Source organism: Mesobacillus selenatarsenatis SF-1, assembly GCF_000813125.1.
Taxonomy (GTDB): Bacteria; Bacillota; Bacilli; order Bacillales; family Cytobacillaceae; genus Mesobacillus; species Mesobacillus selenatarsenatis.
Genome location: NZ_BASE01000044.1, coordinates 1 through 24,310, shown reverse-complemented (window position 1 = coordinate 24,310; position 24,310 = coordinate 1). Strand labels below are relative to the sequence as shown.

Here is a 24,310-nt window from a genome sequence, read left to right as displayed (position 1 = left end):
AGCTTTTGAGGAGAAATAAAATAAATATATTATAAAACCTTGTTGGGAAAATAAAGGGATATTAAAACCCTAATTTGTATATATATAATCTGACCTGATTGAATCATAAACAAGTTCAATCGATTAATGGATGGAAGTATGTTATTATAAAGGTTATATTTGAATATGTGAATTCATTGTTTGTTTCCCTTGAATTCCGGAGGAGACTGATACAATGCGGAAAAAAATCCAGGATCTGATCTCTACTGTTAACGGAAATGGTGCCCATATTTTTTATTCATTCGAAAACGAAGAGAAATATGTTGATAACCTTATAGTCTATGTTATAGCGGCAATTGGACTCGGCAATCACGTGATGATCATAGAAAATGACCGGATTTTGCCTGAACTCCAGAAGAGAATCAAAGCTGAGTTTGATGAGGAACAACAGGAAATGATTCACACAATCAATAATTATGAATTTTACTGCTATCGCGGCAACTTCAATAAGGCAACTATTTTAAGTTATTTAGAAAATATGCTTGCACCTTTTCTGGAAAAAAATATTCCCATTCAGACATGGGCCCATGTTGAATGGAGAGATCAAGAACAAATCATCCAGAATCTTGGTGATTACGAAAAAGAAGCAGACGCAATGCTTCAGACCACAAATTTAATCACCATTTGTAGTTATGAAGCCAATAGGGTACCTGAATCTTTAAAAGAGATATTGTTGGATTCCCACGACTATTACATGACAGATGATAATATTGACCTTATAGATCGGAAAAGCATTATTTAATAAGGCTCTTTTCTCAAACTTTGTTGCTATTGACTACAAAATAGGATTGAATGACCTATGTTTCTTCGCAAAGTTGACTCTTTTTTTTGAGAAAAGAGCTTGCAAACTTAATACCGACCTGCAAAATGGCTTTATATTACGTTAAAATCGGGCTTTAGGATTTTAACACAATCTTTACGAAAACAGCCTTGAATAATAAGGAACCTGCCGAATGACTGGCAGGTTTTTTTGATTATCCAGGAAATTATAAAATTATTTCGATGTGGATAACTATATTGGTTTTTCTTAATCCAGCTTCAGCGCCTAGCCCCTCAAGACGCTTGGCTAGTTTCGCCTCCTAGGACCTCCGAAACTTCGACTCCGCCGGCAGAAGCAAAAAGCGCTTCTTTGTCGGAGCTTCCAGTTTCTGCGTTCCTGGGCAGTCGGCTATACATTTCGATTTCGGTCCTGCCAATGAAGTCAAAGAGCGACTTCGCTGTCAGGCCCTCCAGTGCTTGTCGGGGCTGAACAAGGCGCTTGCGCTTTTTGTTCTTTAAACAGATTGTCGTTGAATTAAAGTAAATGGGAGAGCAATCTTCTCTGCATATGTACTATCGCTAGATCGCTTAATAAATGAGTTAAAGGCATATGAACCTAATTGTTTAGTGGGTATCTCAATTGTTGTTATTCCCATAATTTCAGATATCGGATGGTTATCGAAGCTCAAAATGGCTACATCTTCAGGCACAGCAAGTCCTTGTTTTACACTTTCGGTAAAAATACCGGCTGCAACTTGATCATTACCCACTAGAAAGGCTGTAGGTTTTTCTTTCATTTGTAAAAAACGATTCACGACACTTTTCCCATCCTGAATCATTAAACACTTGCCAAGAATCCATTCCTCTTGTACCTTCTGACCAATCATCTTCATCTTTTCCTCGTATGCCTTCTGGCGTTTTTGGCTATTTGTCCCTTCAAGTCTCCCTAGACAAATGGCAATCCGCTTATGACCTTTTGATATTAAATATTCCAACCCCAGGTTGAATGCTGCAACATGTTTAATTGATATAGATGGAAAATCATCTTGATCAGAGTCCTCGCATAACACCATCGGCCCCGCACTTTTATACTTCAAAAGTGAATCAAACGGAATTGCACGTGAAGCAAAAATAACCCCATCAATAAGATGGCCTCGAAGTTGTTCTAACGCTTCGAATTCCTTTTCTTGGTGATAACCTGTCTGGAAGAGAACCAGCTGGATATTATGCTTCATTGCTTCTTCAGCAATTCCTTCCAGGAGTTCTGAAAAATAAGGGTGATTGATCGTTGGCAGTACGATTCCGACCATATTGGTCTTTCCCCGGGATAAATGAACAGCATTAATATTAGGGCTGTAATCCAGTTCTCTTATTGTTTTCAGAACTGCTTCCCGTTTATCTGGGCTTACATATGGATGATGATTCAACACCCGTGACACAGTGGAAACCGACACTCCTGCCAGTCGGGCAATTTCTCGGATATTAGCCATTTAAAAACCTCGCAAAGATTATTCTTGACCTGAAACGCGTTCCATAAATTATTGTATATGCAAACATACTTTAAAGGAGCTGTCGTTATGGTTGCAGGAATTATTATGTTAGCAGGGTTATGCTTATTTGAAATTATTTTAGCAAAAATCGCTTTAGGAAACGCGGAAATAGAGGAATTTAATTTCGAAGAATTTTTTTATGGGAAAGATTGAATGTTAATAGGAAAAAACGAACCTTCGTCATTCACTTATTAATAGTATAGTGCCGGAAGGAATTACCAAACTAATTGTAGAATTCAGCATCACTGCGAAAGGAAAGTGTTACAATAAAAAGAAGGTTGTAATCTGGAAAGTAAGAAAGGAATATGAAACTTTTTACCAGGTCTTCCGTAAATATTTACGTCAATAAGAAAGAGGTGAAATAAATGGGCAAAACAAAAAAGGTTATCGCGAGTATTTCTGCTACGGCTTTGATGATCGGGCTGGCTGGTTGCAATAACAACCCACAGGCCATTCCAGACCGGGAATGGGAACCGGATGTATCTGGCGATGAAGGGCAGGATTGGAATTCTGAGCAGGGCCAGGATATCCCTCCTGTACCAGAAGGGACCGATTGTTCAGACTGGGAATGGGACAATGAAGATGGTGTCTGGGAATGTGATGATAACAACTCTCCATATTTTGGACATTACTTTTTCGCTGGTATGTTCTTTGCGAATCGATCATTACTCTATAAGAGCAATGACTATACGAAATACAAGAACAGTTCATCATTCAAAGGGGCAAGATTGGACAGCAATTATAAAAACACTTCGCCAAAGGGCAGTTCAGGATTCGGCAGCGGGTCAAGAAGCACTACTGGCGGTTAAGGGAGAGGAAAATTAATGAATTTATATTTAAATTTTGCCGCTTATTTAGGACTTGGATTGCTATTGCTGACGGCGGGTGTCGGCTTATTCGTGTTGGCTACTCCAAAAATTAAGGAGTTTGAACTGATTGGCAAAAGAAATATAACAGCAGCTCTTTCGCTTGGAGGGAAAATGCTGGGTCTTGCAATCGTGCTGGGAGCAGCAGCTGAATATTCGGTATCCCTTCTGGATATGGCTATCTGGGGCTCCATTGGAATTTTCACGCAAATCATTGTATTCTTTGTCGCTGAGGTTGTTACAGTCAGATATAGCCTCCAAAAAGCGATAGAGGAAGACAATCGTTCTGTGGGTGTCATTCTTTTCTCGCTTTCTCTTGCTGTAGGCTGGATTGTTGCAAAAAGCCTTTCTTATTAGGAGGAGAAAACATCGATGAAAAAACTAACTTACTTTGTTCATGATGGAAAAGATAACTATGAACCATTATATGAATATACGATTCCAAATGTCGGAATAGATGAGTTTTATGCCCGCCAGCTATGCACTTATTTTATTATTAAAGGAAACCAGTATGAACTGATATCCAATGAGATGGTTGGGGATGAAGAAATACTCGTTCTTGAGAACAGAGGCAGGAACAATAATGTTCTTGATGAGAAAAGTTACCGGGGAATGGGAATTCACGTTGAATTCCGGCGATTCAAGGTAAGTGAGAATTATAAGTTGCTAACTGCTGTTCCGTGTCGTACACACCTTGATGTAATCCGCTATCTCTTAAAGGATATTATTGATCTTCCTGGTTTCGGGCAAATGGCTGTTACCTCCACTGAAGTGGATGAAGATCGGGGAGTTTACGTCCTGTATCTTAAAGCCATTGGTGAAAACGACATGGAATAGGAGGCATTCCATGAAAATCTACAAAGCAAATAGAGAGGGATTTTATAGTGGAATAAAGAACTTCTGGCCCGATTTGTATGGGGAGGAATATGCCTTATTTGATATTTCCACCATTGAAGAGGAGGAAGTTGAAGCCATCAGGCTTTGCACAAATAGAATCGGCAGAATATTTTTTAAAGTTAGTGAGCTCTTGAGAAATGTTCAACTGGATACCTTGAGTGAAATGGGGTATCCGGTTGAAACCCTCGATTTTATAAGGCTCAAGACATTAAATGTTGAAAGTGTTATTGCGAGGCTGGACCTGATTAAAACAGAAAATACATACAAGTGCATTGAAATCAATTCTGATACTCCAACCTTCGTTAAGGAATTATTTAGCGTAAATGGATCTGTAGCGACTCAATTTGGCTTCAGGAATCCAAATGAAGGAATGGAGGATCAATTGGCCAGAGCTGTCCGGATTGCTGTCGCTGCATCTGCAAAATGGCTGGAAGAAATTGAACCATATGTTGTTTTCACTGCGCATGAAGACAATATAGAAGATCGAAATACAGTTTTATATTTGCAGGATTTATATGGTTTACCTTCCAGGTTCATTGCACTAGATAAACTAAGGATCATACCTGGGACTGGCCTGTATGATCAAACTGGCCGTAAGATTGACATCCTCTACCGGCAAACATTTCCGATAGAGAGCCTCATAATGGATGAAGACGAATCAGGAAATAAAATCGGTATGTGGCTGCTTGAACTTGTAGAATCAAAGAAATTGGCAATGATCAATCCTCCATCTGCCTTCTTATTGCAAAATAAGGCTGTGCAGGCGGTAATATGGGGATTACATGAAGAGAATGATCCATTTTTCACACCCGAAGAGCATGACTGGATTAACGAATATTTCCTGCCTACTTATTTGGAAGCGGAGCCGTTTTTAACGAAGCAGGTTCCTTTTGTAAAAAAGCCTATCTTCGGGAGAGAAGGAGACACAGTCGAGATATACAGTTCCACTGGTAAACTGATAATGGAAGAAAAACATAAAAACTACAACGATGTCCCATCCATTTTTCAGCAGTATATCGAACTGCCCACTGTTACGTACAATTCAGAAAAAGGTAAGCAAAAAGGACATGTTTTAACAGGGAGTTTTCTTGTTAACGGAAAATCATCGGCGCTCGGTTACCGTGTCGGAGGAGAAATTACAAACAACCTTTCTTGCTTTTTACCAGTGGGGTTGTCTTAAGAGAAGGCTGTTTTCGTAAAGATGGTTGTTAAAATCTTAAAGCCGATTTTAACGTAATATAAAGCCATTTTGGAGGTCGGTATTAAGTTGCATGCTCTTTTCTCAAAAAAAGAGTCAACTTTGCGAAGAAACATAGGCCAATCAATCCTATTTTGTAGTCAATAGCAACAAAGTTTGAGAAAAGAGCCTAAGAGAAAGGAGGTCCATTCATGTGGATTTTACAGAGATTGTTTACAAAACTCCTGAAAGTCAGTCTTTTGAAAATCACCTTGATCGTTCTTGGAGTGATCCTATTAAGCAGTGTGATTATCAAGACACTTGAACCAGAAACTTTTCCAAGATACCTTGATGCAGTTTGGTGGACAATGACCACGGTCGTGACGGTTGGTTACGGTGATTACTCCCCCAGCAGTGATTTAGGCCGAATTTTTACGATGGTGCTGCTATATACAGTCGGGATTGGGGCAATGGGTATTATCATCGGCAAGATTTTTGATAGTTTGACTTTGTATAAAAAGATGAAGGAGGAAGGGAAGTTGGCATATAAAGGAAAGGACCACTATATACTCATCGGCTCCTCCAAAGATAAACTTAGAAATGTTGTTGAGGAAATCCTGAATTCCAATAAAAAGTGCGATATAGTCATTGTCGATCATAGCAATGAGTCGCCAGTGCAGCATGATCGAGTACATTTTGTCAGCGGAAACCCTGCTGAAGAAGAAATTCTAATGCAGGCTAATATCCTCGAGTCCAAATCAGTAGCTGTCTTTACGGATGATCGTATTGAGTTTCCTGAATACGCTGATGGGAAAACTTTGCTTATAGCATCCAGGGTAGAACATATCTCGAAACAATCCAATAGAAATATTTATACGATTGCCGAAATTATGAAGGAAAAGCATATTGCCTTGTTCGAACATGCGAACATCGATGAATTTATTTTATCCAATGAATCAGTATCTAAACTCATGGCTCAGGCAGCGATCTTTCCTGGTTCGAGCAAGCTGTTTAAGCAACTGCTCAGCAATATGGAAGGAGAGAACCTCTATAAAATCGAGAAGAAGCCGCATTGGACTACTTATAAGCAAGCAGCCATGGAGCTCTTTGACCTCGGAGCAACACTCATTTCAGATGGACACGCGCTTGATATTGCCAGAAAACATAATGAAGAAATTCCTGAGGGTACGGAGATGTTTGTCATTTGCGATGAGGCAACCTATAAAAAAATTTGAGCTAAATCTTCGTAAAAAAATACTCTTTTTTGGTTTAAAATCTTTATAGAAGGATATAATAATCACGCAAGGTTAAATTGCAATTTTTTTAATCGCTAGGAGGCAACAATTGTGGAACGTGGTAAGGTAAAATGGTTTAACAGTGAAAAAGGATTTGGATTCATTGAGCGTGAAGGCGGCGAAGACGTATTCGTACACTTCTCAGCAATTCAGGGAGAAGGCTACAAATCTTTAGATGAAGGTCAAGAAGTTACATTTGAAGTTGAACAAGGCCAGCGTGGCCCACAAGCGACAAACGTACAGAAAGCCTAACTTAGGATAGCTAAAACAGACTCGGAATTTTCTGGGTCTGTTTTTTTGATTTGATTTGGCTTTTTCGTAAATATTATTGTTGATTATGAGGATTAAAATTTACAAAAAAAAGAACACATCCTTGATGTGCCAAATTAAAATCCAAAAAAGGAACTGATCATATTTCGTTTTTTGAATTTCCTTAAGGAAGAAACAGGTGCTAAAGATGGTTGATTTTCCTCCTTAGTCACTTGTTCCTGCTGAGCTGCGGCTTCCTCCATGCTTGTAATAACTTCTTTCAGTCTGGCTACCTCATTTTGCAGATCCTCAATTTCCCTGCGATGCTGTAGGATTTGATATGATACAACTTCATCAGCCTTTCGGTTAAGTCTGTTTTCAAAATCCTCCATGCGCTTCATTAGCTTATCCATTGAGATATCTGGTTTAACAGCTGGTATTATCGCTTTTCTAGGCTTTCTACCTTTAACTTTTAAATCCTGTAATAAAACACCTTTATTGAGTTGTTCTTTTATGTCTTTTAAGATTTCGATACTTTCCTCGGAAAATTGATAATGTCCTAACTCCGTACGCTCCATTTGAAGGTTTGCCTGCTTCACCCAGCGTTGTATTGTACTCGGTGAAACGCCGAGCAGCTTTGCTACTGCGCTAGTATTCATCATAATCCCTCCTTGTTATAGTAAAATTTCGCTTTTTAATTTTCTATTCCTTTGTCGCTGACAAAACTAGTTGGCTTTCGGCAAAGAAAGTGGAAAAACACCACCAAACACTCTTTTAGGTAAAACTGCCGAGACTTTATTATAATAATCAGTCGAGTTATGCTATTTTTTATCAAATCATCCATTTTTTTAATAAAATTACAAACCTTTTATGGTAAAGGATGGTAATATTAGAGTAGCGATGTGGAGGGTTAGTAATCATGATAAAGAAACCAATAATAAAAAAATTTGTGATAGCAGGACTTCTCATTTCCTTGTTTTATGTAGGTTACCTTCATTACAAAATAATCCAGCACGCTAACATGGATGTGCCGAAAAATGCTGATTATATGATAATTCTAGGAGCGCGGGTCAAAGGCAAAGTTCCTTCGCTGGCACTAAAATACCGTATTGACCACGCAGCAAATTATCTAAAGGAAAATCCCAATACTATTGCGATCGCCTCCGGTGGCAAAGGCCCGGGGGAAGACATATCTGAAGCCGAATGTATTAAAAGGGAACTAATACAACATGGAATCGAAGAATCAAGGATTATCCTCGAAGACAAATCCACTGACACGTACGAGAATATTGGATTTTCTGAAAAATTCATACCTGAAAATGCTGAAATTGGCTTAGTGGTGACGAATGATTTCCATATCTTCCGTGCCAAGATGATAGCAGACAATGAAGAACTGAAGATAAATGGATTGGCTGCAAAGACGCCAATTCAGGCAGTGTTGAAATCGTATGCTAGAGAATACCTGGCGCTGACAAAGTATTTCATGATCAATGTTTTCAGGTAGGAATAAGCAGTAACCAAAATGAGGTGAATATATGAACGCTCCTGGGATTGTTTTGAATCTAGTGGCATGGGGTGCTATTTTCATTCTGGCAAGACGTATCTATAGTAAGCAGGATTTGAAACCAATAATATGGAAACTGGCAATTGTTATTTTCGTGGGTCTTTTCTCTTTTTCTATTAACCTGCCATATATGGACCAACAGATAAAATTAGCCATCCTTCCGCTTGGTGTATGGGTTTTATATGGAATCTATTCTCGAAAAGACGAAGGAAAGAGCTGGGAGAAGTATCGGAAATATGCATGGTTAGGTTTCTTCGCAAATTTTATCTTTTTAGCAGCTTCACTAATTCTTCCACTTGTGCATTTAGGAATATATCCTGATAGTGAGATTTCAACCTATATTTCGGATATCAACAAAGCAAAGGTCATTAAAACACATCCATCTGCTGGCAGTAAGATATTGGACAGCAATTCTCTTCTTGTTCAATTGGACAGTATCAAAGAAGAATCTATATTTAGTGAAAAATGGTACTACGAAGCCTTTGAGTCTGCAGGTGAACTTTCAAAAGCGGAAGAAATATTCCCATATCAGCTTGCAGGAACTGAAGCAAAATGGGGGAGCGGTTTCGAGACTATGATTTTTGTTGAACAAGATGGAAAAGGGATTTTAATTACAACAGGCCAAAAGCAGGTATATTTTCGAGCGGAAAAAACTTTGCTAAAGAAGGGGGAGTAACTTCATGCGCAAAAAGGTGCTCATGCCTCTTTTACTTATCTCGATTCTTATTGCTTTCGGAATTTTTTATTGGTATTATCTAGCTCCTCCGGCAGGCTTTCCAGACAAAGAGAAAATAAAGGCGATCTTAAGTGATCCCAATAACAGGGTTGATATAGCTGAAATACAGGACACCATCTTCCTAGATGATAAGCATGTATATATTCCCTTCATTACTGAAGAGGAAGGTCATGGTATAAGCTTTTGGGAGTGGAAGAAGCATGAGTGGCAATTATCAAGTTTCTCTACCGGAAGCATGCCACAAATCTGGAAAATAGATTCAGATGACCCTTCATCACATTATATTATGTGGAATTTTCATCCGGAGAATAATCTGGATTTTTTGACGTTTTTTTTGATTAAAGAACGTGGGTTTTCCGTCAGTGATGGAAAGGAAAAGTATGATCCCGGTATTCAAATGGATTACAGGGCAGAGGTTGGAGAGAAGTCATATGGTTATACTTCGATTCCTACAGAGTGGCAAAAGTATATGGAAGCAGAAAATAAACTGATGGCGGCAATGAAACCCAATCCTTTATTTAATGACTTTTTTCCACCTGCTCAATATTACTTTGGCTGGCAGTCAACATCAGTTGACGGTTCTACTGAGTTTCCTTCTTACCCAAACATGAATGGCTATGGCAGTGGCGGTTCATCAACAGAGCATCTTAGATTTTTAAATGAAAATGATATTTTTATAAGGTAATATGCTTGTAAGAATAATTTAGAGACACAAAACTACTGATTCCTATTCAGGAGCTTGTCAATGAAACTTTTTGGCGGAAATATTCGTATTAATAAGGGAACCTGTGAAGAAGAGCCGAACTGATGGGAAATCATTCTTTAGGTTCTACCTGATGTTAGAAGGGTAAGTAGGTAAAATAATGTGATAAAGGAGAAACAATTGATGAAAGTTAAGCACTTGATGAAAATCTCAGTTTTATTTAGCCTGTTTGTTTTCGCTTTAGGTATTTATACTGTTCCAGCATTTGCTTCCAATGATGAGGATGAGGATGTCATAAATGAGAAATACGGACCACCAATTGTAGTTTATGGTGAAGCACTTTCAGAAAAGCAGAAAGATGAAGTCAGGGATCTGCTGGGAATCAAAGATCCTTCCAAAGTTAAGGAAATTGTTGTAACAGGAAAAGATCTAGTAACCTATATCGACGGCGATGAACATTCGAATATGTATTCATCTGCCAAGATTACCAGGAAGGATACCGGAGAGGGGCTTGTGATTAACCAAGTCACTCCAGAAAATATAACGGAAGTAACGGATGAAATGTACGCCAACGCGCTGTTGACAGCAGGAATTGAGGACGCCATTGTAGATGTCGTTTCACCAGTCAAGGTAACCGGACACTCAGCTCTAGTGGGAATCTATAAGGCATATGATGAAGGTGAAGGAACAGCCCTTGATAAGGATCGTACTGAAGTTGCCAATCAAGAATTGAACCTGGCAACAAAACTAGCTAAAAAAGAGGGGCTCGATCAGGATAAAGTTAGTGAGCTACTGACAGAAATCAAGAAAGAAATTGCAGCTCAAAACCCAGCCACAAAAGAAGAGATCGAGAAAATTATCGATGAAAAGCTAAAATCCCTTGAGATACAGCTTAGCCCGGAAGACAAACAGCTTCTCGTTGATTTGTTCAATAAAATGCGAGATTTGAACATCAATTTTGACAATGTTAAAACTCAGTTAGAAAACCTTTCTACAGATATACAGAAAAGAATCGAGGAGGCAGTAGGGGACAAAGGCTTCCTGGAATCAGTCTCGAATTTCTTTAAAGAACTAATTGAAAGCATAAAGAGTATTTTTTCCTAAGACAGAGGACTTTTCCTCTGTTTTTTTGAAATCGTATATGATATAGAGGTGACTTAATATGAATATCCGGCAAGCCGAAGAACGCGATACAGATGATTTTGCACAACTCATACATGAAGTTGAAAGTACAACGAATTTCATGCTTTTAGGACCTGGTGAAAGGAAATTCAACCCTGATGCTCAAAGGAAGATGATTAAGACTTTTAGGGCTGAAGAAAACTCAAATATTTACCTGGCAGAAGCTGACAGTGGACTGGCAGGATATTTAATTGCAAAAGGAGGAAGTGCAAGCCGTACTAAGCATACAGCTTATCTTGTTATTGGCATAAAGTCAGGTTTTCGTGGTTCCGGAACTGGTACAAGACTTTTTGAAGAGCTTTTTAGCTGGGGGAAAGAAGTTAGGATTCACAGATTGGAATTAACGGTGATGACAGAAAATAAGGCAGGTATCGCATTATACAGGAAGATGGGCTTTGAAATAGAAGGAACCAAAAAGGATTCGTTGCTTGTCGATGGTCAATATAAAGATGAATTCTATATGTCCAGAATACTTTAAGCCAATAGTTGTGGCATTCTGTGATGACATGAATAAAACAGGCTAGAAACGATGGAATCACAATCGATTTTAGCCTGTTTTAATATCTTAAAGTGCTTTCCCTAGATGAGATTCAGGAATGTTGATGAGCTTCCCATTCTTCCCTTAATAATCCCATTTTTATTGAATCATAGTATTTCCCGTTATAGAGGCGGCATTTCCTGATTCGAGCCTCTTCGACCATTCCCAGTTTTTTACCGACCGTAAGCATCCTGGAATTGCCGGACCAGGTTGTAAAGCCGATCCTTGGAATTGGGAAAGTTTCAAATAGGTGTGCAATCCATACTTTTAGTGTATCTGTCCCATACCCACCATTCCAATATTCTGGCAAATAAATAACAATCCCAATTTCCAGCCATTGTGAAGATTCGTGTTCCCAATAATATGTCACCATTCCGATAATTTCATCGTTTACTTTTATAAGGTACTTTCTGTCATATCCCTGATGGATGAGGTTCGTCATTTGTTCTTTAAACTTATCAAGGCTTTCTCGCCTTAGAGGATAGTAAGGTGCATCCCATTTTTTCCATTCAGGATGTTCGTCATTGTGAATCAGGCCCCACCATGTATCCAAGTCCTCTTCTTTAATTTTACACAATATAACTTGTTCACCTGATAATATATCTGGTGTCTGCATGTTTCCGTACCTCCTTAATAGATATGAGGCTAGACGCTTATGCTTAACTAATTCTCTTCAATTCTAGCATTTCCTGCGCCTGAACAAAAATACAAAAAATGTTCAAATCCACAGAAAAAGAGACGCTGCGGACAGCGTCTCTTTAGTTAGTTGCTTCGTCATCTATAAATGCATTTTCATTAACTGCGAAGAAATTTAGTCCAGCGGCGATTGCGAAAGCTCCTCCAAGTAATGCGAATGTAGTAATCATTATGTAATCGCTCCTGTCATTTATTGTTTTTGTTTTGTTACTAGTTATATTCCCGCAGTGGAAACTATTAAACCTATTATTACGAAAAAATTACAAAAAAGTAAAAAGGATTTTGTATGTAAAAAAATTTCAAGAGAAAACGAGTCGCATAAAGAATACTTAATGAATAGTCTTTGTTAAATTGGTCGGTTGATTTCCACTCATTAAAAACATTGGCATCAATCCAAAAAGTAAAAGGTTTTATAGTTACTTATGTTAAAAACTATAAAACAGTTCTTATTACAAATAGGCAGGGGGAAGAGTCTTGAAGTTATATAGCAGGAAGATGACGAAGGTTATTGCAACGGATATATTAAGTTGGAAGTATGATCCGCCGTATGATTTATATAATAATGATTTTACCGATGGTGCAATAAGTGAATTAATGAATGAGGGTTATATAGCCGTAGAGGACGAAAGTGGGGCATTAATTGGATTTTATTGCAGTGGGCATTCAGCCCAGGTTCCAGCTGGAAGAGGGGCAGGTGCATATACTGAACCAGCAATTGATGTAGGAGTAGGAATGCATCCTGAGTTAACGGGAAAGGGGAATGGTTCTTTATTTTTATCATTTGTATTAAACGAACTTAAAACTTTAAGTTCAGATTCGATTTTCAGGTTGACTGTCGCTAAATTTAATAAGAGGGCAATGAAGCTATATGAAAACCTGGGGTTTAAAAAGACGTATGAGTTTAAAAGTGACACTAACGAATTCATTATCATGCTAAAGTGGTGATAAAGTAATTCGGTATTGCTTTTGGGCAAGTGGGGACTTTTTAATAAAGTTGGCCATAAATAATTTGTATTTGTTAAATAATCCCTTTATAATGAAAAAGCTGTGTGAAATTCAGGTCTCACACTTAGCGATATATAGTTTGAAGGGGAGAAGAAAGATGAAGAAGTTTTGGATTTTACTTTCAGCGATCACATTCGCAATCGGGTTGACTGCATGTTCAGCGGAAAAAGAAGAAGCACAACCTGAAAATAAAGAATCAGAGGAAGCTGCAAAACCTGCTGCAAACCCAAAGAGTGTTATGTATAAATTTTACATGAGCATTGTTAGCACGATCAACGAGGCTGATGCTGATCTAAATGCATATGAGGGAGCAGAGGAGCCGACACCTGAAGAAAAGGCAGCCGCGAGTGAATCAGCAGCCGCTGTTGCGACTAAGGTTGAAGGCCTGGAAGTGCCTGCAGATTTAAAGGATCAAAAAGCCGATCTGGAAACTGCTCTTAAAGAAATTGCTGAATCATATAAAATGAAATCAGAAGAGCTGAAGAAAGATGCTCCAGCTTTTGATGCTGCTGATGAAAAATTCGCACAGGGTGAAGAAAAAATTGGCGCTGCATTTGAAAGCCTTGAAATGAATAAGCCTTCTCTTGCGAAAGAATTGTAAAAGAAGCTGAAAAGCAGTGCCAAAAGGCACTGCTTTTCTTATCAATCCTCAAAATTACCATCAGAGTTATAAAAGCAACACAGAGCAGGAACGTGTCTCTTAATCTTCAGTTTCATCGGTGGGTTGTTCAGTTCCATTTTTCATGTTGAAATATGCATCCATAACTGCACGGCCAATCTTTTTGTTAGCACCGTGGTCAACACTGCCCTGGTAAGCCCAGGGTACTATCACAGCCATGGCGATTTCTGGATTGTCGGAAGGTGCATAGCCAACAAGACTAAGATTCATTGTATCTATTAGTGCGTCTCCTTTTACTCGATATTGCCCATCGTAGAAAGCCTCAGCAGTTCCGGTTTTTCCAGCAGGAGAGTATGTGGCTGTGCTGAAATAACGATATGCTGTACCGCCAGGTTCCTGCATAACTTTTTTGAAGCCGGTATGGACACGATCAAGCCACTGGTCTTTCGCACCAATATCATTGAGTACATTTGGTGAATAGGATTTATAGATAGGTCCCAATTCTTCGCCATTCATGGCTGGTTCACGTATTTCCTTTACTATTTTTGGCTGCATTCGATATCCTCCGTTGGCAATCGTAGAGATATACTGGGCAAGCTGCATATTCGAATACGTGTCATATTGGCCGATAACTAAATCAAGTACTTTACCAACCGGATAATTTGCTCCCTTTGCACCGGTTTGTTCATTTGGTAGATCAATTCCTGTACGGATGCCAAGGCCAAACGAGGCGAAGGAATTACGGATTGTATCCCAAACTTTCGGATCAAGGTTTAATGGTTGCTGATAACGATAAACACCATTCCCAATCCTGATCGCGGTATGGAACATATAGACATTGGATGATCTCTTCAAGGCATCGATGTCATTCAAGACTCCGAGGTAGCTATAGGATTTTTTTATAGGAGTACCCTTTATATCAAGTGCTCTATCATCAAATCTGGTAGTTGAGCTGATCGCGCCAGTTTTATAGCCGGTAAAAACCGTTGCCCCTTTGACGACAGAGCCGACGTTAAAGGTTTTAAGTATGTTGCCAAGTGCGTCATCTTCCATATAAACTTCTTTTGTTTTCTTGTCTTTTACAATTCTTTTTCCTGCCATTGTCAATACTTCACCAGTGTTTGGATCCATTAAAACAACGTAGGCACTGTCCAGGAGCCCTGTTCCCGGAGACCGTTTGGCAGCCCATAATTCCTTCTCAACAATTTCCTCGACAGCGAGTTGGAGGTCCATATCAATACTTAGGACTAGATCTTTTCCGCGCTGTCCTTCTGAAACTAATTCCTTTTCCAGAAGTTCGCCGGCTTTATCGGTCACATTCACAATTTTTTCTTTTTTACCCTGAAGTACATCTTCATATTCAAGTTCGAGATTGCTTTTCCCAACACGGTCATTACGTGTATAACCACGTGACATGAAATAATCAAGTCTTTCGGCAGGTAGACCTTCACTGCTTGTTGTAATTCTTCCTAGTACAGGTTTGAATGCCTCTTCATATTTATATTCGCGATCCCAGTCTGTTGCAGCATTAACACCAGGAAGCAGTGACAGATTTTCATTGACTAGCGCATATTCTTCCTGAGTGACACCTTCATTTTTGATGATTTGCGGCACGAATTTATATCCGCTATTCATGATGCTGAAAATCGCAAGCTCTTCAATATCCTGCTCAGTTAGTTGACTAAGGTGATTTTTTGTAACTCTCTCAAGCTGTAGTTTATATAAATCTTTATTTTTCAGCTTTTTATTTCTGAAAAGCTCCATCTCTTTATCTTTTATAAGTTTCTTTGCTTCTTCTGGATGCTTGATCATCCAGAAATCCTTCATATCTCTCTCACGGACTTTATCTGTATCTTTCTCAATAATTCTGGCTAACTTTGCAGCTACTTGGAGCATTTCCTTCTGGGAAGCACCTTCATTCGTATATGTAATAGCATTCAGTGGTTTGTTGTCGACGATTACTTTGTGGTTTCTGTCCAGCATCTTTCCTCGCGGGACAGGGTTATTGACTGTCACATCCTCCTTGCGATTAATTTCACGTTTATAGTCTTCGCCATGGACGATTTGGACAATACCGAGACGAAGGACCAGCAATGAAAATAGAATAAAGACTGAAAAGAATAGAATATTGACCCTTATTGGTGTTGTATTCTTTTTTTTAGGCAAGTTTTCTCACATCCTATGAAAATATAAAAACCATCTATTACCATTAGTGTACGTAAAGATTTACTACTCTGTAAAGGTTTTCCTGTAAATTAAAAGGAATCCTTGAAATTCAAGGATTCCTTTTTAGTTAAGGAATTTATAAAATTATTGAGTTGTGAATAGCCACATGAAGTTTTCTTAATCCAGCTCCAGCGCCTAGCCCCTCGAGTCGCTTCGGTCCGCCCAATGAAGTCAAAGAACGACTTCACCGGTCGGTCCTCCAGCGCTTGTCGGGGCTGAACGAGCCGCTTGCGCTTTTTGTTCTCATATGGCTTCTTCAGGTATTATAACACTGCTGTCGGTACTGGGAACTTTACGCTTTTCTATGTTGATTTCATCAGAGGAATAAATCATGACAATCATTTTTCCAGGATAAGTTTTAGCCCGGATCAGAATGGGCTGGTTGTATTTGTTCTTGAATGTGAAATCAGGCCCATACCAGCTGACAGTTGCATCCCTGCCAGGTGGAACGTAGGGAACCTGCTTGCTGTGAGAGTATCGCTCGAGTATCTTCATGCCAGAGCGATCAGCTGCATTAAAAAGTGTTGATGATACCTGGCATATACCTCCTCCAATTCCCTCTGATAATTCTCCTCTAACAATTATGGGTGCAGGCTGATAACCGCGTGAGGCGGTACGTTTGCCGACAACTTTATTAAAGGAGAAGGTTTCTCCAGGAAAAACAACATGATTATTGATCGCTTCTGCGGCAAGGTCAATGTTATGGGTCCGTTCCTTGTTCCTACTATTGAAATATGTTATGTAATGGCCAATTAGATTTGTTCGTATATTGGCGATGATTTCGCTATCTACCTTCGGATATACAGGTAAGGTAGGAACTTGTAATCTTGAATGGTGTTTTTCAAAAAAACTTGCTGTGAATTTTTTCTTGAACTTTTTCTCATCAAGAATATATCCCACCTCTTCTGGTATGATGTTCCCGTAATCATCCAAACCTGCATTTCTGGGTTCCTTCTTAATCTGAAGAGACATCTGTTTATTTAATGTGTCCAGCATTGTATGATTAAGAATTGGATACCCAAACCATTGAATCGAAAAGTCTGATCGTTGAACTTCTACAATTGATTCACCATCCCAAAATAAATCTATTTCATCATGATTATCTGCTGTGCTGCTAGATAGAATAAGTCCAATTGCCAATAACCATTTCACTTTCTTCACCTCCCGTTTTATTATGGATAAGCAGCTGATGTTTAATGTATTTTGGATTAGTTGGTGTTTGTTGGAAAGGTTATTGAGAAAACATGACGAATAGTAAATATGCCTAGATATCAGGTCTGAAGTTATATTAAATTATGATTGTTTGAGGTAATACATCTTCAAAGTAAATTCAAAATTTGGATGGTGAAAAAGTATGAACCTGTATTTATCGTTATTGTCACTGGATGATGCAGAGCAATTGTTCGCGTTCGAAAAAGATAACAAGGAATTTTTCGAAAGTTTCGTGCCGCCCAGGCCAGATACGTATTTTAGATATGAAGAGTTTTGTGAAACCTTGGAAGAGTTATTGGAGGAACAGGATGATAGAAGGTCTCTGTTTTATTTAATCAAAGACGAAAAGGGGCAAATCATCGGTCGAATGAACCTTGTAGATATTGACTGGGTGACTAAATCAGGCAATATCGGTTATCGGGTAGGACAAAATTTCTCTGGTAAGGGAGTTGCTGTAAAAGGGCTGCGATTGCTTATATTAGAATCTAAGAAAATGGGTCTGAAAGAATTACGTGCGAAAACGACAAGCAATAATTTCCCATCACAAAAGGTTTTAGATAGATGTCTTTTTCATAAAGAAACTGAAGAAATGGGCGATTTTATCTACTATAAATTTGCACTCTAGCTAACGCTAGGGTGTTTTTTTGTCGAATTATTTTTCTCTCACAGTCTTGTAATAATATTTAGTTTTTGTGTAAAATTACACTAAATAGATAATATAACCATTACATATCTTGTTCACCGTCAGGAATTAGACATCGATTTCTTAATTTTTCTTAAGAAATTATTAAGAAAATATCCCCTATCTTTTTGGAAGTGGTTGGCATATAATTTAACTGTATTAATAATAATAGTACACTTAGTACAGATAGGGGGTCATTATGTTTGAGCTTGACCTGAGGAGCCGAAAACCGATATACGAGCAGCTGGTAGATAAGATGAAAGAGCTGATCATTAATGAAGTGCTCAAACCTGATGAACAATTGCCTTCTGTGCGTCAGATGGCACAGCAATTGACAATAAACCCAAATACAATTCAAAAGGCATATAGAGAGCTTGAGGTACAGGGATTCATTTATTCATTAAAAGGCAAGGGGAGTTTTGTCAATGCGATGGAACCTGGCAAGGATGCAGATAAGATCCTGCAGGTGAAGCAGGATCTGGAAAAACTGTTACAGGAAGCATTGTACCTGGGCATTACTGCCGAAGAGTTGCGTGAGATGATTGGAAACATTGATGGCTTGAAAGGGGGAAGCGGGCAAGATGATTCAAATGATCGAGATCAATAAAACATTTGAAAAACACGAGGCAGTAAAAAACGTCAATATGACTATAAATAAAGGCTCAATTTACGGCTTGATTGGATCGAATGGTGCAGGTAAAACAACCATCATTAAATTGTTTGCTGGAATTTATAAACAGGATTCTGGGAAGGTGCTTTTGGAAGGTTCAGCGGTCTTTGAAAACCAAGCCTTAAAAGAGAAAATCTTTTATATATCCGACCAGCCATATTTCTTTCCTCAGTATACCGTCAAGCAGATGGCGAATTTCTATAAAAGCGTTTATCCTTCATGGAATGAAGCTAGATTTAAGAAATTAGCCAAAGTATTCGACTTCAGTATGAACAAAAAATTACATACCTTTTCAAAGGGAATTCAAAGACAAGCTGCATTCTGGCTGGCCTTATCGACGATGCCTGAAATATTGATTCTTGATGAGCCCATGGATGGGTTGGATCCGGTGGCAAGGAAAAAGGTTAAAAACCTACTGATACAGGATGTCGCAGACAGGGAAATGACTATTTTGATATCATCCCATAACTTGCGGGAAATTGAAGATATTTGCGACCATATTGGAATTTTGCATCATGGGTCACTTCTTTTGGAAAAAGACCTAGATGACCTTAAATCTGATATACATAAAGTTCAGGTAGCTTATAAGGGGGAAACACCGAAGCACCTGGAAAATCAATTGACAATGCTCCACTGCGAAAGAAGGGGAAGTGTCATGGTATGTATTATCAGGGGGAAAGAGGATGAGATCGAGAAGGTTATCAATCAGACTGAACCTGTTATTTTTGATATCCTCCCATTGACATTAGAGGAGATTTTTATATATGAAATGGGGGATATCGGCTATGCAATCAAAAACATCATTGTTTAACAAAGAAATGGTCCTCCAGGTTGGAAGAAACGTCGGATGGATATCCGTCATTTACTTCCTGGCTTTATTTTTCGCGATTCCCTTAAGAATCATGATGCTGTATTCCGGTGAGAACTACCGTGATTTCATGCCGGTGGAAAGATTGTTTGATTTCAATTTTGGGATACAGTTCATCATGTTTATTACAGTACCAGTTGTTATGGCAATCTTTCTTTATCGTTTCCTGCATGTGAAGCAGGCAGCAGATTTGATCCATAGTCTGCCATTGAAACGGCAGGACATTTTCCACTTTTATACACTGACAGGCTTTGTGTTTCTAATTATTCCAGTCATCTTGATTGCGCTGTTCACTGCCATTATTCACAGTGTGTATGACTTGAATCTATATTTCCAGCTGCAGGACATTTTCAGATGGGCTGGGATCATCATTTTATTTAATGCTGTATTTTACCTTTCTGGGGTATTTATAGCAATGGTCACAGGAATTTCGGTGGTCCAGGGTGTCTTGACTTATATCATGCTCCTGTTCCCGGCTGGATTCACTCTGCTGATCATCTACAATCTTGGACTTATGTTATATGGCTTTCCTAGTGATTATTATCAAATCAGGAATATAGAATATCTTTCACCTATTTCACATTTGACTATTTTAGAGGGCCAGTCAATATCTATGAAGTCAGTTCTCTTATATTTAGTCTTTGTGTTGGTCTCATATGTCCTGTCCCTATTTATCTATAAAAAAAGGAAAATAGAAGCAGCATCGGAGGCAATTGCCTTTAATGGATTAAAAGTAGTTTTTAAATACGGAGCTGCTTTCTGCATGATGCTTCTCGGTGGCATGTATTTCGATGCAATGCAGAATAAATTTGCCTGGCTGATATTTGGGTACACAGCTGGGGGGATAATCGGATACTTCGCTGCCGAAATGGTTCTTCAGAAAACATGGAGGGTCTTTGGAAAAGTAAAAGGCCTTGGATATTTTGCGGTTGCAATGGCGGTCTTGATCCTTATAACTCAAGCGTTCGCTCCATACGAGAATAAAGTGCCTGCCCTAGATGAGATTAAAAGTGTCACCTACGCGAATCACGTTTATATGGACGCGGATGATCGATTTGCTCCAAGACCACTATACCAGCAAGAGAACATTGAGGCTGTGCGAAAGTTCCATGAGAGTATCATCAATAATGAAAAAATGAATGAACAAGGAATGAAATCACAGGAATTTGCTCTCTTTATCTATGAATTGAAAAATGGAGATAAACTGGTACGCCAGTACACCATCGATCGATTTGATTACGAGCCCAAAATGAGAGAAATATTTGAATCAGTGGAGTATAAGCATGCACACCAGCCGATTTTTAAGATGAATACAAGTGACATTACCTCTATTAGAATAAACAAACACATAACTGATAGCCCGTTGACAATTACCGATGAGGAAAAAATTCACCAGGCTATTGCAATCCTGAAAAAGGAAATTGAGCAAGAACCTTTTTCCATTGATTATTATCCAAAAGGTAACAGGTCATCGATTGAAATTATGTCGGGCATAAACGATTATGACCATATTGAATTGAAGCATTCATATAAAAGCTTCATCGCATGGCTAGAGGAAAACGACATGCTGAAAGAAGCAACTGTGACACCTGATGATATAAACTATATTGTCGTAACAAATGATTCAATAGAACAGGAACAATTCAAAGAGTATCCTGAAGAAGAAATAATTAATCGTATTATGAACAATAAAAACGCCATTAAAGTGAGTGAACATGACCAAGTGTTTGCAGCGATTGAGAACGCAGGTTATGGATGGTTTAATGAATCGCCGTATACTGCTATTTTCGTATACAAAACGGGGAATCACAAGGAGATTCGCACATTTAGCGATAAAGATGTACCAGTATTTATCAAGGAGCATTTTAGGTAAAAACACTAGACAAAGATTGTAAGCAATGCAGCTTACAAAAGTTAGTAGCAGGGCAAGGGGGATGGGTATGGCTAAGATTGATTTTGATGAGCTTTATAGAATCCACGGGAAAAAGCTTTGTCAAATTGCTTTCAGCATTACTAAAGACAGACATCTAGCAGAAGATGTAGTCCAGGAGACTTTTATAAAGGCATATAAAAAGGCAGATACCATCATAGATACGCATAAAATCGGTTCATGGTTAGCGGCAATCGCGGCAAGGACAGCGATTGATTATTTGCGGGCAGAGAAAAGAAGAAAATGGCTTCCATCTGACCAGAGCATTATGGAGCAAATTTTCAGTGATTATGATAACAACCAATCGCTCGAAAAGGAAGTCGAAATCATCCTGTTTAAAGAAGAAATTCAACATATGCTGTACTTGCTGACGAGTGAGTACCAGCAAGTGTTGGTATTGAGGTTCCAATACGGATTAAAAGAAGACGAAATCGCCTGCAAATTGAATATTAAATCAGGTACAGTGAAAACACGTCTCCACAGAGCTCGGAAACAATTGAAAAAAGTTATGTCAGAGAAGTACCCAGCCTAATAGTTCTATTTGGGCGATTAACCAATCGCCTATTTTTTTCTGCTTGAATACTGGAAAAAAATATAAATTATTCAAATATTTTGTAGAAGAGGTGTGTCAATGATTTCAATCAACAATTTAAGCCACGAATTTGAGATCGGCAAAAAAGGGAGAAAAACAATAATTCCTGTGTTGAGGGATGTTTCATTTAAAGTGAACAAAGGAGAAATTGTAACCATTGTTGGCAGGAGCGGTTCGGGAAAATCAACACTCCTTAACCTTGTCAGCGGATTTATAAGGCCAAAAGAGGGAGAAATCACGATCAATGGAATCAAAACATCCACTCTAAACGAAACAAAGTTTGCCGATTTCCGGATTCAGCATCTGGGATTCATTTTTCAAAGTTTTCAATTGATCCCTAGCATGACAGCCTATCAAAATGTAGAGCTGCCTTTAATATTAAAAGGAGTCAAAGAGGAAGAGAGGAAATTACGAACAAATGAAATCCTTGATATGGTTGGATTATCTGACTATCAGGATCATTATCCTGGAGAACTTTCAGGTGGTCAGCAGCAAAGGGTAAGCATCGCCCGTGCACTTATTGTCAATCCGCCGATCATTCTAGCAGATGAACCGACCGGCAGTCTAGACTCGGAAACAGAAGAAGATTTACTCAAATTCATCATTAAATTAAACAGAGAGCTTGGCATTACATTTTTAATCATTACTCATGATGACAAGGTTGCCCAAATTGGCCATCGTACCATTGAATTAAGGGATGGCAAAGTTGTTGAGGAGGTATTGGCAAATGAGGCTTAAAGATCAATTTCAATTCGTCAGGCAAAATATGAAAAAGAACCGGACTCGGATGTTCATGACCATACTAGCCACGGCTATGAGCGTAGCATTCCTGATTGTGCTTGCTTCAGTGGGGTTTGGTCTCCATAAATCGATCGTAAAAGAAACGCTGGAAAGAAGGCTTGTGACAGAAATTGAAGTCCCTGGAAAAGAGGAGCCGAATAATGGCTTCAGACAGCTGACGGATGAGGATATTTCCTACTTTGAAGAAATTGACGAAGTCAAAGCTGTAACAAGACGGAAGACTTTGCAGAATTATATGTTCGAAGTGGACGACCACCAGACGAATGCCCAGGCAATAGTTGCACATATGCCATCAGAAACAAAAGCAGGACTTGAACTTGCAGAAGGACGGCTTCCAAAATCAGAAAATGAAGTGGTTGTTGGCTACCATTTTGTAGAAGACCTTCGTCCTAACAGAGAGGTGTCTGAGGAACTTTATGATGAGCAGGGACAAATAAAAGAAGAATTCCGCTATAAAGAAGATTTGATCGGCAAGAAAATAACCATGAATGTGGTGAAGTTCGAAGACGGCAAAGAGATGATAGAACCGTTGGAAGTGACAGTAGTAGGAATCCGTCAGAAACCAACAAAGGATTGGGTTTATGATAGTATTGTGTTTGTTTCCGAAGGAGTTCTTAAGCAGGTTGAAGAATTTACGGGTACTCCACGCGGAATGATGAAGGATCCGAACAACCCTGATATGGAGCTGCCTGATATCCCTTTAGACCAATATGATCAAGTAAATATATACGCTAAAGATATGGAAGCAGTAAAAGACATTACTGCTGTATTGGAAGAAAATAATTACCCCTCCTATTCGGTCATAAATGAGCTGAAGGATATAAATGTCATGTTCACGATCGTTAAAGCAGGATTGATTTTTATAGGTACAATTGCAATCATTATTGCTTCGATAGGAATCTATAACACAATGACTATGGCAGTTACAGAAAGGGCACCTGACATCGGAATCATGAAAGCGATTGGGGCTAATCCAAAGACAATCAAAAAAATCTTTTTACTTGAAAGCAGCTATATCGGTCTGGTCGGTGCAGCGATCGGAACACTTGTCGCTTATGGTATCAGTTTTATCGTGAATTTCGGACTGCCGCTGATCATCAAGCAGGCATTCGGTGAAGAACCGCCAGAAGGCCTGATCTTCAGCCATATCCCATATACCTTGCCAATCATAAGTTTTATCATCTGCTACCTTGTCACGATCCTGTCCGGTCTGCGTCCTGCCCAGCGAGCCACTAAAGTAGACGTGCTCCAGGCAATGAGAAGGGAAGTATAAGAAGCGATAGAAAAGTAGTGATCATGGAAAAACCAAAGAACCTGTTGGTGACCTAAAAATCAAGATTCTGTAAAAATAGGACACCAATGAAGCCTATTGGTGACCTAAAAATCAAGATTCTGTAAAAATAGGTCACCAATGAAGCCTATTGGTGCCCTGAAAATCAAGATTCTGTAAAAAC

Annotated in this window: 27 protein-coding genes; 22 read left to right on the top strand and 5 right to left on the bottom strand. The window is 38.9% G+C overall.

Features of this window, described 5'->3' with window-relative positions:
* Positions 1-214 precede the first annotated feature (214 nt).
* Complete coding sequence (locus TY49_RS09815; RefSeq protein ID WP_041965734.1) at positions 215-781, top strand: MEDS domain-containing protein; 567 nt, start codon at positions 215-217, stop codon at positions 779-781.
* A gap of 532 nt (positions 782-1,313) precedes the next feature.
* Here TY49_RS09815 and TY49_RS09810 read toward each other — a convergent pair.
* Positions 1,314-2,288, bottom strand: a complete 975-nt coding sequence (locus TY49_RS09810) for a LacI family DNA-binding transcriptional regulator (RefSeq protein WP_041965733.1) — start codon at positions 2,286-2,288, stop codon at positions 1,314-1,316.
* 87 nt (positions 2,289-2,375) lie between these two features.
* On the opposite strand from TY49_RS09810, the gene TY49_RS25405 reads away from it, so the two are divergent.
* From TY49_RS25405 to TY49_RS09780, 7 genes are all read left to right on the top strand, one after another.
* Positions 2,376-2,501, top strand: a complete 126-nt coding sequence (locus TY49_RS25405) for a hypothetical protein (protein WP_269745728.1) — start codon at positions 2,376-2,378, stop codon at positions 2,499-2,501.
* 212 nt (positions 2,502-2,713) lie between these two features.
* On the top strand, positions 2,714-3,157 hold the full coding sequence (locus TY49_RS09805; RefSeq protein WP_041965732.1) for a hypothetical protein: 444 nt from the start codon (positions 2,714-2,716) through the stop codon (positions 3,155-3,157).
* Between the two features lie 15 nt (positions 3,158-3,172).
* Entirely contained in the window at positions 3,173-3,571 is a 399-nt protein-coding gene (locus TY49_RS09800; RefSeq protein ID WP_041965731.1) for a DUF350 domain-containing protein, read from the top strand.
* 15 nt (positions 3,572-3,586) lie between these two features.
* Positions 3,587-4,051, top strand: coding sequence for a hypothetical protein (locus tag TY49_RS09795; protein ID WP_041965730.1), 465 nt, complete (start codon positions 3,587-3,589; stop codon positions 4,049-4,051).
* A gap of 10 nt (positions 4,052-4,061) precedes the next feature.
* Positions 4,062-5,291, top strand: coding sequence for a glutathionylspermidine synthase family protein (locus TY49_RS09790; protein ID WP_041965729.1), 1,230 nt, complete (start codon positions 4,062-4,064; stop codon positions 5,289-5,291).
* A gap of 209 nt (positions 5,292-5,500) precedes the next feature.
* Complete coding sequence (locus TY49_RS09785) at positions 5,501-6,523, top strand: ion channel (protein ID WP_041965728.1); 1,023 nt, start codon at positions 5,501-5,503, stop codon at positions 6,521-6,523.
* A gap of 111 nt (positions 6,524-6,634) precedes the next feature.
* Positions 6,635-6,835 (top strand): cold-shock protein, encoded by a 201-nt coding sequence (locus TY49_RS09780; protein ID WP_023614065.1) that lies wholly within the window; start codon positions 6,635-6,637, stop codon positions 6,833-6,835.
* 134 nt (positions 6,836-6,969) lie between these two features.
* Here TY49_RS09780 and TY49_RS09775 read toward each other — a convergent pair whose 3' ends face one another.
* Complete coding sequence (locus TY49_RS09775; RefSeq protein ID WP_232310427.1) at positions 6,970-7,494, bottom strand: MerR family transcriptional regulator; 525 nt, start codon at positions 7,492-7,494, stop codon at positions 6,970-6,972.
* A gap of 257 nt (positions 7,495-7,751) precedes the next feature.
* On the opposite strand from TY49_RS09775, the gene TY49_RS09770 reads away from it, so the two are divergent.
* The 5 genes from TY49_RS09770 (at position 7,752) to TY49_RS09750 (ending at position 11,495) form a co-directional block, all read left to right on the top strand.
* Complete coding sequence (locus tag TY49_RS09770) at positions 7,752-8,336, top strand: YdcF family protein (protein WP_198135605.1); 585 nt, start codon at positions 7,752-7,754, stop codon at positions 8,334-8,336.
* Positions 8,337-8,367: 31 nt separating this feature from the next.
* Positions 8,368-9,072, top strand: a complete 705-nt coding sequence (locus TY49_RS09765; protein ID WP_041965725.1) for a hypothetical protein — start codon at positions 8,368-8,370, stop codon at positions 9,070-9,072.
* A 4-nt stretch (positions 9,073-9,076) separates the two neighbouring features.
* On the top strand, positions 9,077-9,817 hold the full coding sequence (locus TY49_RS09760; RefSeq protein WP_041965724.1) for a hypothetical protein: 741 nt from the start codon (positions 9,077-9,079) through the stop codon (positions 9,815-9,817).
* A gap of 201 nt (positions 9,818-10,018) precedes the next feature.
* Complete coding sequence (locus TY49_RS09755; RefSeq protein ID WP_041965723.1) at positions 10,019-10,939, top strand: DUF1002 domain-containing protein; 921 nt, start codon at positions 10,019-10,021, stop codon at positions 10,937-10,939.
* Positions 10,940-10,997: 58 nt separating this feature from the next.
* Positions 10,998-11,495, top strand: coding sequence for a GNAT family N-acetyltransferase (locus tag TY49_RS09750; protein ID WP_041965722.1), 498 nt, complete (start codon positions 10,998-11,000; stop codon positions 11,493-11,495).
* A gap of 112 nt (positions 11,496-11,607) precedes the next feature.
* On the opposite strand, the gene TY49_RS09745 is transcribed toward TY49_RS09750, so the two are convergent.
* Positions 11,608-12,171, bottom strand: coding sequence for a GNAT family N-acetyltransferase (locus TY49_RS09745; RefSeq protein WP_041965721.1), 564 nt, complete (start codon positions 12,169-12,171; stop codon positions 11,608-11,610).
* A gap of 554 nt (positions 12,172-12,725) precedes the next feature.
* Between TY49_RS09745 and TY49_RS09740 the strand changes: the two genes are divergently transcribed.
* Both TY49_RS09740 and TY49_RS09735 read left to right on the top strand, forming a co-directional pair.
* On the top strand, positions 12,726-13,196 hold the full coding sequence (locus TY49_RS09740) for a GNAT family N-acetyltransferase (protein WP_052442146.1): 471 nt from the start codon (positions 12,726-12,728) through the stop codon (positions 13,194-13,196).
* A gap of 157 nt (positions 13,197-13,353) precedes the next feature.
* The gene (locus TY49_RS09735; protein WP_084135442.1) at positions 13,354-13,857 is read left to right on the top strand and encodes a hypothetical protein; all 504 of its coding nucleotides are present in this window, start codon (positions 13,354-13,356) and stop codon (positions 13,855-13,857) included.
* 99 nt (positions 13,858-13,956) lie between these two features.
* Here TY49_RS09735 and TY49_RS09730 read toward each other — a convergent pair whose 3' ends face one another.
* On the bottom strand, positions 13,957-16,041 hold the full coding sequence (locus TY49_RS09730; protein WP_041965720.1) for a peptidoglycan D,D-transpeptidase FtsI family protein: 2,085 nt from the start codon (positions 16,039-16,041) through the stop codon (positions 13,957-13,959).
* Positions 16,042-16,344: 303 nt separating this feature from the next.
* On the bottom strand, positions 16,345-17,253 hold the full coding sequence (locus TY49_RS09725; protein ID WP_156972650.1) for a VanW family protein: 909 nt from the start codon (positions 17,251-17,253) through the stop codon (positions 16,345-16,347).
* A gap of 202 nt (positions 17,254-17,455) precedes the next feature.
* Between TY49_RS09725 and TY49_RS09720 the strand changes: the two genes are divergently transcribed.
* The 7 genes from TY49_RS09720 to TY49_RS09690 all read left to right on the top strand — a co-directional run bounded on the left by TY49_RS09720 (position 17,456) and on the right by TY49_RS09690 (position 24,129).
* Positions 17,456-17,938: a GNAT family N-acetyltransferase gene (locus TY49_RS09720; protein WP_041965718.1), complete on the top strand. Its 483-nt coding sequence runs from the start codon at positions 17,456-17,458 to the stop codon at positions 17,936-17,938.
* Positions 17,939-18,194: 256 nt separating this feature from the next.
* On the top strand, positions 18,195-18,602 hold the full coding sequence (locus TY49_RS09715; RefSeq protein ID WP_041965717.1) for a GntR family transcriptional regulator: 408 nt from the start codon (positions 18,195-18,197) through the stop codon (positions 18,600-18,602).
* Complete coding sequence (locus tag TY49_RS09710) at positions 18,577-19,476, top strand: ABC transporter ATP-binding protein (protein WP_041965716.1); 900 nt, start codon at positions 18,577-18,579, stop codon at positions 19,474-19,476. The genes TY49_RS09715 and TY49_RS09710 overlap by 26 nt, the downstream gene beginning before the upstream one ends.
* A complete protein-coding gene (locus TY49_RS09705) occupies positions 19,451-21,406 on the top strand; it encodes a DUF6449 domain-containing protein (RefSeq protein ID WP_041965715.1) in 1,956 nt (651 codons plus the stop codon). The genes TY49_RS09710 and TY49_RS09705 overlap by 26 nt, the downstream gene beginning before the upstream one ends.
* A gap of 67 nt (positions 21,407-21,473) precedes the next feature.
* Positions 21,474-21,995, top strand: a complete 522-nt coding sequence (locus tag TY49_RS09700) for an RNA polymerase sigma factor (RefSeq protein ID WP_052442145.1) — start codon at positions 21,474-21,476, stop codon at positions 21,993-21,995.
* A 99-nt stretch (positions 21,996-22,094) separates the two neighbouring features.
* Positions 22,095-22,793, top strand: coding sequence for an ABC transporter ATP-binding protein (locus tag TY49_RS09695; protein ID WP_041965714.1), 699 nt, complete (start codon positions 22,095-22,097; stop codon positions 22,791-22,793).
* On the top strand, positions 22,783-24,129 hold the full coding sequence (locus TY49_RS09690) for an ABC transporter permease (RefSeq protein WP_041965713.1): 1,347 nt from the start codon (positions 22,783-22,785) through the stop codon (positions 24,127-24,129). Before TY49_RS09695 ends, TY49_RS09690 begins: the two co-directional genes overlap by 11 nt.
* Positions 24,130-24,310 lie beyond the last annotated feature (181 nt).